At 42.2% G+C, this 13,636-nt stretch carries 15 protein-coding genes; 2 read left to right on the top strand and 13 right to left on the bottom strand.

All coding sequences use genetic code 11. The features are described 5' to 3' along the window. The first annotated feature begins 201 nt into the window (after positions 1-201). Both NQ536_RS04190 and aroA read left to right on the top strand, forming a co-directional pair. A complete protein-coding gene (locus NQ536_RS04190; protein WP_044997652.1) occupies positions 202-1,296 on the top strand; it encodes a prephenate dehydrogenase in 1,095 nt (364 codons plus the stop codon). Positions 1,297-1,423: 127 nt separating this feature from the next. Then, entirely contained in the window at positions 1,424-2,701 is a 1,278-nt protein-coding gene (gene aroA, locus NQ536_RS04185) for a 3-phosphoshikimate 1-carboxyvinyltransferase (protein ID WP_004848602.1), read from the top strand. 100 nt (positions 2,702-2,801) lie between these two features. Here aroA and NQ536_RS04180 read toward each other — a convergent pair whose 3' ends face one another. The 13 genes from NQ536_RS04180 to NQ536_RS04120 all read right to left on the bottom strand — a co-directional run bounded on the left by NQ536_RS04180 (position 2,802) and on the right by NQ536_RS04120 (position 13,540). Beyond that, positions 2,802-3,356, bottom strand: coding sequence for a zeta toxin family protein (locus tag NQ536_RS04180; RefSeq protein ID WP_004848601.1), 555 nt, complete (start codon positions 3,354-3,356; stop codon positions 2,802-2,804). Continuing rightward, on the bottom strand, positions 3,346-3,576 hold the full coding sequence (locus NQ536_RS04175) for a hypothetical protein (protein WP_044997650.1): 231 nt from the start codon (positions 3,574-3,576) through the stop codon (positions 3,346-3,348). The genes NQ536_RS04180 and NQ536_RS04175 overlap by 11 nt, the downstream gene beginning before the upstream one ends. A gap of 103 nt (positions 3,577-3,679) precedes the next feature. Next, positions 3,680-4,576 (bottom strand): hypothetical protein, encoded by an 897-nt coding sequence (locus NQ536_RS04170; RefSeq protein ID WP_004848597.1) that lies wholly within the window; start codon positions 4,574-4,576, stop codon positions 3,680-3,682. Between the two features lie 2 nt (positions 4,577-4,578). After that, complete coding sequence (locus NQ536_RS04165) at positions 4,579-6,000, bottom strand: hypothetical protein (protein ID WP_044997648.1); 1,422 nt, start codon at positions 5,998-6,000, stop codon at positions 4,579-4,581. 40 nt (positions 6,001-6,040) lie between these two features. Then, entirely contained in the window at positions 6,041-7,339 is a 1,299-nt protein-coding gene (locus NQ536_RS04160; protein ID WP_004848594.1) for a GHKL domain-containing protein, read from the bottom strand. Next, positions 7,336-8,061 (bottom strand): LytR/AlgR family response regulator transcription factor, encoded by a 726-nt coding sequence (locus tag NQ536_RS04155; protein WP_004848593.1) that lies wholly within the window; start codon positions 8,059-8,061, stop codon positions 7,336-7,338. Before NQ536_RS04155 ends, NQ536_RS04160 begins: the two co-directional genes overlap by 4 nt. A 238-nt stretch (positions 8,062-8,299) precedes the next feature. After that, positions 8,300-8,446: a hypothetical protein gene (locus NQ536_RS04150; protein WP_155803736.1), complete on the bottom strand. Its 147-nt coding sequence runs from the start codon at positions 8,444-8,446 to the stop codon at positions 8,300-8,302. 97 nt (positions 8,447-8,543) lie between these two features. Then, positions 8,544-9,020 (bottom strand): LURP-one-related/scramblase family protein, encoded by a 477-nt coding sequence (locus NQ536_RS04145; protein WP_004848589.1) that lies wholly within the window; start codon positions 9,018-9,020, stop codon positions 8,544-8,546. Between the two features lie 73 nt (positions 9,021-9,093). After that, positions 9,094-9,558 (bottom strand): DUF2752 domain-containing protein, encoded by a 465-nt coding sequence (locus tag NQ536_RS04140; RefSeq protein ID WP_081445836.1) that lies wholly within the window; start codon positions 9,556-9,558, stop codon positions 9,094-9,096. Next, positions 9,498-10,031, bottom strand: coding sequence for an alpha/beta hydrolase family protein (locus NQ536_RS04135; RefSeq protein ID WP_004848586.1), 534 nt, complete (start codon positions 10,029-10,031; stop codon positions 9,498-9,500). Before NQ536_RS04135 ends, NQ536_RS04140 begins: the two co-directional genes overlap by 61 nt. 72 nt (positions 10,032-10,103) lie before the next feature. After that, positions 10,104-11,168, bottom strand: coding sequence for a tRNA preQ1(34) S-adenosylmethionine ribosyltransferase-isomerase QueA (queA, locus tag NQ536_RS04130; RefSeq protein ID WP_044997699.1), 1,065 nt, complete (start codon positions 11,166-11,168; stop codon positions 10,104-10,106). Positions 11,169-11,392: 224 nt separating this feature from the next. Next, on the bottom strand, positions 11,393-11,785 hold the full coding sequence (locus NQ536_RS04125; protein ID WP_155803734.1) for a hypothetical protein: 393 nt from the start codon (positions 11,783-11,785) through the stop codon (positions 11,393-11,395). A gap of 132 nt (positions 11,786-11,917) precedes the next feature. Beyond that, positions 11,918-13,540 (bottom strand): recombinase family protein, encoded by a 1,623-nt coding sequence (locus NQ536_RS04120; RefSeq protein ID WP_226865975.1) that lies wholly within the window; start codon positions 13,538-13,540, stop codon positions 11,918-11,920. Positions 13,541-13,636: the final 96 nt, after the last annotated feature.

Genomic DNA, 13,636 nt, shown 5'->3' with positions numbered 1-13,636 from the left:
GCGTTCTTCACAAAGATTTTAGTACAAATCTTCAGCTTATACAATTCCCTTACTTCTTATTTTAGCTTAATATCCACATCTGATATTCAAGTTTTTTATCGCAATGTGAATCTTCTCTTGCTCTGTCTTTCAAAAGGCTGTATAATCGCCTTTAGATACTTTAACGCTTTTATGCGTCAAACCGTTAAAGGAGAACGTAAAATGAATGATTTTTCAATAGGATTTATTGGTCTTGGACTTATCGGAGGATCTATTGCCAAATCCATCCACCGCATTTTCCCTGATTACAGAATAGTCGGCTTTGACAACAATATATCCACTCTCAAGCAAGCTGTCTCCGATGGAACGCTGACTGAATATACAGATGACATACACACTATAGCTGGGTGTAACTATATCTTTCTATGTGCACCGGTCCACTATAATATAGAATACCTGCGCCAGCTAGGGCCATTCCTTACAGACAGCACCATACTGACTGATGTCGGAAGCGTGAAGCTCGACATATATGAAGCGGTTCAGGAGCTCGGGCTTGCCAGGTATTTTGTCGGCGGACACCCTATGGTCGGCTCTGAGAGATCTGGCTACGAGGCGGCCACCGACAGGCTCATAGAGAACGCCTATTACTTCATCACACCAGCTGATGGGGTTCTGCCGGGCAAGACTGAGGAGTTCTCCACATTTATCGGAGATCTTGGAGCAATACCTATCATATATTCTCCGGTTGAGCACGACAGGATAACTTCTTATATAAGTCATGTACCACATGTCATCGCCGCCTCACTGGTCAATCTTGTCGCAGCGGCAGACAGCCCGGACAATATTTTCAAATCACTGGCAGCCGGAGGTTTCAAGGATATAACCAGGATCGCATCCTCCAATCCTGTGGTATGGGAGCACATTCTTCTGGCAAATCCTGACAATATCGTAAACGGTCTTCAGGAATATGTTGAGCTTATAAACAAAATGATTTATCATATTAAGCAGCGCGATGCGGCTGGGATAAATGCATTTTTTGCATCCGCAAGGGACTACAGAGATTCCATTCCTAACAACAGCAGCGGTGTCATCAGAATGCATCATGAACTGTTCGTAGATATACCTGATGAGGCTGGTGCAATAGCGAAGGTAACTGCTCTTATCTCTGAGGCAAAGATAAGTCTCAAGAATATCGGAGTCTCCCACAACCGGGAGGATGAGGAGGGTGTTCTCAGGCTTTCATTCTACGATGCAGAATCAAGAAAGAATGCGCAGGATGCGCTTAAGGCCGCAGGCTATAAGATTTATAACCGTTAAGTAAAAGCAGTTATAATCTTACTGTCACTTATCGGCAAATAAATTCGCGGCTCATTTTATATTAAGCCGGAGAATAAAATATTTTAACCAGACATATTACACTAGATTAAAGGAATACTGAGAATTTATGAAGATCAACAGAGTAAAATCACTTAATGGAGAGATAACAATACCGGGAGACAAATCCATCTCCCACCGCTCCATCATGTTCGGCTCAATCGCAGATGGAATAACCGAGGTACACGGATTCTTAAACGGGGCCGACTGCATTTCCTCGATGAACTGTTTCAGACAGATGGGAATAGATATTGATTACGACGGCAGCATCGTTACTGTATACGGCAAAGGTCTGAATGGACTGTCAAAGCCTGAAGGCACACTCGATGTCGGCAACAGCGGAACGACCACCAGACTTATATCGGGTATACTTGCCGCTCAGCCATTTGCAAGCAGACTCATAGGTGATGCATCGATATGCAAGAGACCTATGAAAAGGATCATGACACCGCTGTCCATGATGGGGGCTGACATCACATCGGAGCTTGGAAATGACTGTGCTCCGCTCCTAATAAACGGAAAGGAGCTCCATGGAATACACTACAACTCCCCGGTCGCATCAGCACAGGTAAAGTCATGTGTACTCCTTGCCGGACTCTACGCAGACGGCGAGACAAGTGTCACCGAGCCATATGTGTCAAGAAACCACACTGAACTCATGCTTGAGTCATTTGGCGGCAATATAAAAACAGAGGGAACTACGGCTACTGTAAAGCCTGTGGATAAGCTTGTTGGACAGAAGATAATTGTACCTGGAGATATATCATCAGCTGCTTACTTCCTTGTTGCAGGACTTATCACTCCGAACTCATGCATCACCATCAAAAATGTTGGCATCAACCCGACCAGAGATGGAATACTTGAAGTAATCAAGGCCATGTGCGGCGATATGGAATACTCCAATGTGGTAAGCGGATGTGGTGAGCCAACCGCTGACATAACAGTCAAGACATCAAGTCTCAAGGGCTGTGTCATCGAGGGTTCCATCATACCAAAGCTCATTGACGAGATCCCTGCCATCGCAGTTCTCGCCTGCTTCGCAGACGGTGAGACTATCATCAGGGATGCCCAGGAGCTCAAGGTCAAGGAATCCAACAGAATAGATGTCATGGTAAACGCGCTCTCAGCCATGGGGGCAGACATAACCGCAACCGATGACGGAATGATCATACGTGGCGGAAAGCCACTTCATGGAGCCGTAATCGACAGCCACCTTGACCACAGGATCGCCATGAGCTTTGCCATCGCAGGACTTAACGCTGATGGCGATACAGAGATCACCGGAGCCGAGTGTGTGAATATCTCATATCCGGGATTCTATGATGATCTGGCGGGACTGGAACGTTAAAGATATATAGATTATTTTTAGCACAAATAAAGGCGACACTACAGTCTGTGATGCTTTGCATCATACCAGACAGCTGTGTCGCCTTAATTTGTGTTACTTTTTATCCTAATAATTTAATGATATCCTGCTCTGTCCAATATTCATTTGGATATATGGACAAATCATCTTTATGTTTACGAATAATTCTCTTTGGACTCTCGGTGTTATCATAGACATGTAAAATATCGCATATATCTATAAGCTCTTTTATATGTCCCAATGACTTATAATATCTATCTATAACCTTTATGTGTTCCACATCATGTCCCCCCGATGCTACCCTTGATTCTATTCGCAGAATATTTATTGCAGGATCAATTGTCAACACAAATACACACTTAATAAAGTATCCTTCATCCTTAGCCTTCCTAAGTATATCCATTTTATATTCTGATGATAAAACAGTTTCGAATGTAAAATCTTCATTTTTTTCTATGGATTCATATCTCATTTTATCCACAAGAATTGCTGCATCAATATTATCCATTCCTGTCGACATAACTATATCGTCTACATTTGTGTATCTTCCGACTTTTTCAAAAAAAGACGTTATCGTACTTTTACCAGAGCCATTTGGACCAGCAAAAACAAGAACCATCGGCTTTCTATTTTGCATATTTTATCTCTCCATTTGCATATTCAATATATGCTTTTTTATTCTCTTTATCATATCCGGCTATGGGTTTTTTACAGACTTTAGCTTTATTTATTGCAGCTTTAACCGCCTCAACAGCTCTGGCATCCATCTCTTGATCCGATAACGTTAACGTTTTACTTTCTTCTTCTCTTGATACTACATTTATTATCTTCCCACTTTTCGTGCTCACTGTTGTCATACAATCACCGCCTTTATACTTTTTATTATATATATAATTCATGATTTAAATAGTCTTATTTTATAGTTCATTTTACCACAGTTCATGGACTATTCACAACAGCTTACTCCGTTGCCCTCTCAAACTCATCAGTTCCCGTATCTTCCCAGTTTGTTTTCCCACTGCTTATCACTTCTCCACTGGAAAATATATATGCATAGATATCTTTTATTTCGGCGCTGCCATAATCATATGTTCCACCACCGCCTTTTTCAGCGCGATACCTTACATACAGACCGCACTTCTCATTTTCTGATTTGCCATCATATACAATGTATTCCACTGTAGTATCACTTTCAGACAATATACATCTTGATGATGACTCCGAGGCGCCGCAATACACTTTGAATTTTCCAGCAGTGGCATCTGAATATTTCTCAAAGATCGCCTGATACCCGACTGTAATTTCCTTATTTTCTGGCTGATCATTTACATCAGGATCAACAGAGGAATCAGTGGAGCTCTCTGCATTCTCCCTGCTGTCAGCCGAAGCTTTTTCCGTTATCGCAGAGTCTTGTTCGCTGTCTTTTTCTATATCCGTATCTTCTCTTCTATATCTGGTCGTGAGACGTCTACTGCTGGTCTGCCCATTAAAACGCATGGTCACAAGCTCGTCACGCTGTTCAGAGCCAGACACTACCACCTCCACACGATCAATATACCATGTCGTCTTTAGATCGCTTTCGTCAAATCTTGCACCATCATTTGCCACTTCAAATGACCTATATGCAACCGTCTTCTCCTTGCCATTCAGCACCAGTCTTCCATGGGCAGCTCCAAATGGAAAATCCGGGTCACCAACAGAATAGATCACAAGCTTATAATCACCATCTGGAGACGTTGACACACTTATCTGCTCAGCTTCGTAACGCGTCTTATATCTAACATAACCTAATGGTAGCAACACCACCATTACCAATATGCAGGCTATGATAACAACATACTTTGGTATCTTATTCATGACTATTTCCTGCCTGTCTCCTCATACATTCCTATCTTCTTCATGTTATCCACTATATCTATGTAGTTTCCATCTATCGCATTTATATATACCCTCTGTATCGGCATGTCACATCGGTAATCCTCATTATATTCATTCTGAGAAAATATCCATGTCGGAACAAAATACTTATTTCCCGACTCATCAGCACATGGTACATAGGCAAGTTCCACATCATTAAATTCCACCGTTCCATAATTTGTCGGGTGATCCTTATAATATTTGGCTATACTCTCGCCCGCAGCTTTAATCATCTCATCCCAGCTTAAAAGCTTGACCTCCTCTTTATCAAACGTATCCTCGTCGGCATATACATACACTGTAGATGAGACAACCCCAAACTTATCAACACTTATTACCGCCTTGTCAACTCCACCTTTATAGGTAAGGTTATCGGTATCAATACTATCCACGGTGTCGATATCTGTTGAGTATACCACATCTATCCCATCTATCTTCCGTCCGAACTGGAATCTGTATCCATCAGGCTTTTTTATGACATCTTCACCATAAGTACCGCCTGTCCAGGCTCTCACCGCCTCTTCTGTCCCTGTGCAGGCAAATCCGCTTATCCCCAGATTGTCTAGTAACTTCATTGCAGAACTGAGTCCTTCATCTTCTGTGATTGGGTTCTTCTCATCCCCATCATATATGTCTTCACCGACAACATTGATCTCATACGTACTTTCAGTTCCTGGAACCTCTGATACAAGAGCCTTATCCTCACCCTCAGGTGTCATACCATATGTAAAATAGTAATTGTTATATCCACCTCCATCTTCATTATCCGATGCCGCCATAAATATTCTCTGTACCCCACCGGATTCCGCAACATAATGCTCATTAATCTTATATTCTGTAGCTATTGGTAACTCATCATCAATGCTATTTCTCTCGTCTACCCATCTTTTCATACCTTCCTCTAAAAGCTCTGCATAACCAGGATCATCACTCGCCAAAGCCTTTTCTATGTCCGCCTTATATGAAGCTATCGTGTTATCCAGGATTTCCTTTGACTCAGCAGCATCGCCATCCTGCCACCTTATTTCTGATGTCTCGTCAAAAAGTCTGGATATTATAGTTTTAAGTTCATCATCTGAACATGGTGCATTTACCATGTCAAACCCGACTTTATATACTCTATCAGCATCTGGAACCTCTATATCATCATCCTTCAATGTTATCGATGAGAGTTTTGATTCTCCTATGTCAAAAGTAACATCGCAGTTATCTGGTATATCCAGCTGTCCCTCAAGACCTCCTGCATTATCTGCATCATCACTGCCACCATTCATTCCGTAATCGACCTTTTTGTTTCCACATGCGGCAAGACTTAATGCCATAACAGAAATAAGTGCTGCACACATTATTTTTTTCTTGTTCATCGTACACCTCCGTTTTATTTTACAGAAATACCTAACATCTTTACCGGGTAACATTTGACAGATATATGACCGTATGGAATCTTTGATCATCCTCTGAATAATATGTATCAACACTTCCACCATACTTTTCCGCTACCCTTTTCATACTCTTTATTCCAAATCCATGGAATTTTTGATCCGGCTTACCGGACTTTCGTGAATCATATCTGTGCGTACAATCATTTGTCATTGATATGATCGTTCCACCATCGTTCCCCTGTGAATTCATTCTAAGTTCCACACTGGCACTGCCTATTTCACTCATTGCCTCACTGGCATTGTCCAGCATATTACACAGAAGGACAGTTAAGTCATCTACCTGCATGTAATCCATACGTGCCCTTCTCACATCAAAATCATAATGAATCCCCGCATCAATGAACCTGCTGGCATATCTATTAAGAATAACATTTACCATATGATCATCCGAAAACCTTATAGTCTCTTTCAACTCGTTGGATTCATATATCCTTTCAATATATTCGACTGCCTTATCGTAATCATGATGTTCGAGCAGATCATGTATCCCGCTGATATGCTTTTTTATGTCATGTATCATTATTTTCTGCTCTTCGTCCTGACTGATAATTTTTTTATAATACTCAATGTCATATTTTTCTCTCTGGATCTGCAATGTTTTATCCAGATTCTCCTTGTAGACACTCTGCAAATATCCGTAGATCACAAATGAAATAATAATTATCACCAGACAGATTATTGAACAATACAACACTATGGATTCCTGCATTTTGCTGATGTCAGAAAAGTAACACATGTAATTGAGCAGACACACAACAACTATCACACACACTGGTATGACAAGAATTACCCAGCCCTGTGCTCCCATATGTACATTAACCCTGTGTCTCATCCCGTATCGGCTGATTGCAAACATCACAAGGAAATACACAAACTTGCTTAATATTGCTAGAAATAATACAGTCAAAACACCACCAGATGGATCCCAGGCTTTTTGACTGATTCCAGAAAATATCGCCACAACCACCATCTCTGACAATGTCATAATTACTGACATTGCCACACTGTGAAAAACTGAGCTTAAAGTTTTTTGTCCATATACGAATTTTATTATTATCCAGTTGAATACTGGAAATGAAATAAAATTAAATATCAATATATTTAGTTCAAACAAACCAAATAAAACAACATAACACGCCAACACCAAAACAAATCTCTTTATCACCGTATATCTTGGTTTTACAAACATCCACTCGAAGTATTGAAATGCTATCAACGCTTCTATCAGAAAAACGATTCCATAAATCATAGCCATTGTCATGTCCTTGCCCCCTCCAAATACATCATAAATGCATGCTTAAAATTTTGATAATTGCGTTTCGTTAGATAGGCTGTTACCCCAGTATCCAGATACACCAATGAATGATCAAACCTTACTACATGTTCCATATTCACAATAAAACTTCTGTGTGTTCTAAAAAACCCCATTGTATCCAATGTCTTCTCCCAGTAATCCATCTTTCTCACAGAGATGTATTTTCCCTCACTGGTGTTCACAAATAGCGTATGTCCCTGTGCCTCCAGGTAAATAATCTCCGTAGCTCTGAGGATTATATTTTCATTCTTTGTCTCAATCAATATCTTAGTATTTGATGTTGTGTATATCTTAAGTCCATCCTGTATATTTCGGTATATACGGGATTTGTCAAGCGGCTTTGAAATATACCTGAACACCCTCAAGCTCATAGCAGCATCAAGATAGCTGTCGTATGCCGTTATTATATATATCAGGCACTCCTCATTCTGCTCCAAAAGCCGTCTGCCTATATTTATCCCATTCATTCCCGGAATTACTATATCCAAGAATACAAAATCATATTTCACTTCGCTTTTTATCAGATTCTCGCCATTGTCAAACTCATATATGTTGGGTTCTTCCAAATGATTGGAAACAAAATATTCCTTTATCCATTCACTCAGCTGTTCAGTTACAAATATATCATCATCGCATACCGCTATATTAAGCTTACTTCTTTGGTTCATATACTCACCCCATTATGTAAAATATTTGAATATTATACACTTTGTTATATTACCTCTTCAATGCTGAATTCACGAAACGACATTATAGTGCCGATTTTGGACAAAAAAAGGCTTTCCGGTTACGAATAACCCGAAAAGCCTTTTTGTAAACATATTCAATTACAGATTCCAAGGATGATCCAGAGCTCTGCTATCATACATCCGACTAAACATAAAAGGGATAATTTCTAAATGCTTTCTAAACGATCTTATTAATCAAAAATGTGACATACTCTTCTGCATCTCCACATTCAAAAAAATACTGTGAAATATCTCCTAATTCTACTGAAGTAACTGGAAATATCGACACATTATCCAAAATACTTTCAAATTCTTCTGTTGTCAAATAACTCATTTATTTTCAATCCGCTTTCTTGCCTCAAGCATCTTTTTCTTCTTATCAATGGATTCTGATGAAGGAGTTCTTAATACCTGTTTAAAAATTAATTATTATTCTGTGAACAATTGACCGCATCAATAGCTATCACCAGCATAAGTGCCATGATCTCATCACCCGGATCTGAGATATCAAGTGTGTATGTATCTCCCCATGAGAGAAACTGCTTTGCTATATCTGCCACCAGCCTGCTTCCAGCTGTGACACTGTAATTCCACGAAAGGAAATCTCCATCACACTGCCATCCACCATACTCAATACTGTACGAAGGCTTGAAGAATGTAAATTCCTTCCTGATACTTCCACACGGTCTGCCACCCACACTGATGTCAAATGTAGGCAGGAATGTGAATAATCTCTGACTGATAAGACCTATCTCATTTCCCGCAATGTCATATACGTGAACCTGATGCGTCAGCCGAAATGCCTCCGACTTCACAAAATATTTTTTGTTTCCCCATTCATCATATATATCGTAGGTATCTGTCCAGGCAAATACCCGTTGTTTTATCATAAGTCTCATAAAACCACTCCTTATATCATATGTCGTCGTGAGTAAGCGAGAGACATGCACACGCCTACTCAACTTGCGCTCATTATATGACATATCCCGGCACCACCAGCTTCACCACGTAAGACACCACAAATATCCCAAGCCACACATACACATACCACAACCGGAATCTCACAAGCGGTGTCCTGCCCTTTGTGGCAAGCCTGATCGTATTGCCCACCAAATATATGATGCAGATGCACGCCAGATACACAGTCGCCACATGGTAATACATAGCCGTCAGAATATGTCCGTGGAGCATTGCAAGCACAGCCCTTGTCGTACCGCATGCGGGACATATCACTCCTGTAAACCGGCGTATCTGACACCCCTCAAGCCACGAGGTATCCGGCAAGACACGAAGGAGCAGTATATATACTGCCGTGCCAATAAGCAGTGTTATGAGCACTGCTATCTCTGCAATATATAACTGCCCCTCCGTATGACCTAGAAGTTCAAATAATCTATATACTTTTCCGCTATGTCTTTCTGCGTTTTTATGTTCCATAGAATATCCTTTGTCTCTATTGAATGATTTCCGCCTTTATATCTATAAAGAGGTATGTTCTTTGCCGCACATAGTTTTGTTATCTCATCCGTATCCGCAAGCGGATCTGCTGTGCCATGAAAAGCTATTCCATGTCCATCTGCATATTTCAGCGTCATTGCAAGAGGCGTGAAATAAATATGTCTGACATCGAGGTCTTTCTCGGCAGCATATCTCGCTGCTATCACGGTGCCTATGCTCTTAGACATGAACACTATATCCTCTGCCTCCCGCCAGTCTATACTGTCAAGCTCAGGAATGACCACGTCCCATCCTGCAGCAAATGCATTCTCAAGCCCGTGCGGCAATTTGCCATATTTTAAATCAACGATCTCATATCCATTCTCAGACATATATTTTTTACCATAGTACAATAATGGTTTGTCACTATGATATCCTATACCTGGAAACACAACACATATCTTCTTTCCCATAATTATCTCCTGTCAGTTCAACATTGATCCATACCAATCTGTCCATGTGACTGGGACACATCTCAAGCTATCTTATTTTATCAGCATAGCATCGCCAAATGAGAAGAATCTGTACTTCTCCTCAACCGCCACCTTGTACGCCTCAAGTATATGCTCTCTGTCGTAGAGCGCCGAAACAAGCATAAGAAGCGTTGACTCCGGCAGATGGAAATTCGTGATGAGCGCGTCAATAACCTTGAACTTGTATCCCGGATAAATAAATATATCCGTCCATTTGCTGCCTGCATGTACTGTTCCGTCATCGTCCGACATGGACTCAAGTGTTCTGGTACTTGTCGTTCCAACGGACACAACTCTTCCGCCTGCAGCCTTTGTCTCGTTGATCATATCAGCAGCATCTTGCTCTATGATACAGAACTCTGAATGCATGTGATGATCCAGAATATTCTCCTCCTTAACAGGTCTGAAGGTTCCGAGTCCGACATGGAGTGTCACATGCGCTATCTTGATTCCCTTCGCTTTGATCTGATCAAGCAGCTCTGTTGTAAAGTGAAGTCCTGCTGTCGGCGCTGCTGCTGATCCGTCGTGCTCTGCGTACACAGTCTGATATCTGTTCTTATCCTCAAGCTTATGTGTGATATATGGTGGGAGCGGCATCTGTCCCAGTTCGTCAAGGATCTCCTCGAATATTCCATCGAACTCAAATCTGATGAGTCTGTTGCCCTCCTCGACTATACCAACAACCTCTCCCACAAGTTTGCCCTTTATAAGTCCTGTCTCAGGGTCAGGTTCATTTGACTCCGAGCCAAATACTATACGAGCACCTACCTTGCACTTTTTGCCCGGCTTTACCAGCGTCTCCCAGGTGCGGTCATCCTTGCGCTTTAACAGTAGTACCTCTATTGATGCTCCCGTATCCTCCTTGACGCCCATGAGTCTCGCCGGAAGAACCCTTGTATCGTTGATGACCAGACAGTCGCCCGGATTCAGGTAGTCTATCACATCATAAAAGTGCTTGTGCTCTATCGTATTGTCTTTCCTGTCCAGGACCATGAGACGGGACTCACTTCTCTTAAGAAGTGGATCCTGCGCTATAAGCTCCTGTGGCAGATCATAGTAAAAATCTGTTAATTTCATCATATCGTAATTCCTCGCATCTTCTAATCTATCATGTTCTGAGAAACACAAAACGTGTTTTCAAATTTATACAGCCGCTTTGCTTCTTGTGTGATCATATTCTCTGACACCTTGGTCAAAAAAATAACTGTCTGGCATCAGATACAATATATCCGTTGCCAAACAGTTACATATTATACTACTATCACAAATATTTCAAGGACAGCAAACAACGCTTTCCATCTCTATTTTTTTCTGTAAAATAAAATTACCAGCCCCACTCCATTCAATACAATGCCTACAACCAGCGCTCCAATTCCAATCCCTCTCCACATACATGCGTTCATCAGATATATTCCACCTATCATAAACATCACGCCTATCATGATAGGTATAAATCCTGCCACCCTGAGCTTCGGCGTGTTCTCATCAGGCTTTCTCGTTGCAAGAAAACACGCAAGGGCAATCCCCATGAATATCCACGGAAGCGCCGCCGCAAGGAAATCCAACACCGCATTTCCCGTCATGATACTTGCAAATGTGACAACGACAGCCACTATGATAGCCACTATGCCCACAGCGATAAGCCTGCTGTTGGACCTTACGATATTTGTGTCCTTCTCTATCTTTTTCATCATATCCTGATCTCCTTTCAACAGTTCATCCAGACTGATATGATAGAGATCACTCATTTTGATCACGCTGGCAATATCTGGCATGGTCTTTCCCGTTTCCCTTAATTAAAGATATTGTTGGGTAAAAAAGAAAGGTCAGTCGATTTTGCCGATGAAGCGGTAGTAGATTTCTACTTCCTGCTCACGGCTTCCGTCCTCGCCCTTGACAGCTTCGTGGACGGTTATTTTTTCAATTAGAGTGTTCAGAAGTTCGGCGGTCAGCTCCACAGGGTTGACATACTGTTTCATCAGGGCAATCCACTTTTCAGCATCCGCTGCGGTCTGTACGGCGGCTTCCATCATTTCGTGAAGCTGTCTTATTTTTGTTTCAAGCTCCTTTTGCTCGTTCTGGTACTTCTCGGACAGCATATTGAAGTTATACTCGGTTATGCGTCCGGCAGACCAGTCCTCATACATTTTAGCAAACAGCCCGTCAACTTCGGCTTTACGCTTCTCTGCCTTTTTCAGCTCCGCAGCCTGCTTTTTCTTCGCAGAGTTTCTTTCCCTGTCACTGGCATTGAGCAGCCGTTTCAGCAGCTTGTCCTCGTCTTTCTGTGCCAGCATAGACCAGTATTGCAGTCTTGCAAGCACATAGGCATACAGTACATCATAGCGGATATAGTGCATGGAACACTGGCGTAATCCCTGTCCGTACTTACTGCAATGGTAGTGTGCATAGGGATTTTTGTTCTGGCTGTTTACACCATAAGCCAATGACCATCCGCAGTCCGCACATTTTACCAGCCCGGAAAATATCTGCGTTGTGCCATTCTTCTGTCGTCTGCGTCTGCTTGCAATCAGCTCCTGAACTTTTTGGAACACTTCTTCGGAAATGATGGCTTCGTGGGTATTTTCCACACGATACCATTCTTCCTGCGGCTTCCGCACCTTTTTCTTGTTCTTGAATGAAATGTTGCTCTGCTTGTTGTGAACGCTGTGACCGATGTAGGTTTCCTCTTTCAAAATGCTCTTGACCTGTGCAATCGTCCACGCATAGGCTTTTTCTGCGGGCGCACCGGCGTAGATATTAGCGAAAGTCCCGTATCTTTCATAGTTCAGCCAGCCGGGGGTAGGTACTTTTTCTTCCACCAGAATCCGTGTAATGCTGGCGGCACCCCTCCCGTGTACGGCAAGGTCAAAAATCTTCTCTACAATCCAGCGTGTTTCCGGGTCGATCAGAAGATGACCTTTTTTGTCCGGGTCTTTTACATAGCCCAGCGGTGCATAGGCTCCATAGTGTGCGCCATTGGCAAATCTTGTGTGCATGGCAGCCTTGACCTTTTTGCTGGTCTGTCGGGCGTGCATTTCATTCAGGATGTTTAAGAACGGGGCAAGCTCGCTTTCTCCGTTGATGGTGTCCACATTGTCATTGATGGCAATGTAGCGTACTCCCTTGCTGGGGAAATAGATTTCCGTGTACTGACCGGTCAGGATATAGTTTCTTCCCAGACGGGATAAATCCTTTGTGACAACGCAGTTGATTTTCCCGTCCTCGATGTCATCAATCATCCTTTGGAAACTTGGACGCTCGAAATTTGTCCCGCTCCATCCATCGTCAATGTACTCGTCTACAACGGTCAGCCCATGCTCTGCGGCATACTGCCTAAGCATCATGCGCTGGGTCTGGATACTGCCGCTTTCCCCCTGTAATTCATCGTCACGGCTCAATCTCAAATATAGTGCAGTGTTATAAATCGTTGTATTGTATGGTTGTTTCACGGTTAAAAATCCTCCTTCTAAAAGAAACAACCCACGCTTATACAATACTCGCTGGTACAAGTATATCATAAGCGTGGGCTGATTGACAGTCGTTAT

The sequence above is a fragment of the Coprococcus eutactus genome, from assembly GCF_025149915.1.
Lineage (GTDB): Bacteria > Bacillota > Clostridia > Lachnospirales > Lachnospiraceae > Coprococcus > Coprococcus eutactus.
Note: the sequence above shows the minus strand (reverse complement) of the source record. Positions and strands in the feature narration are given on the sequence as shown.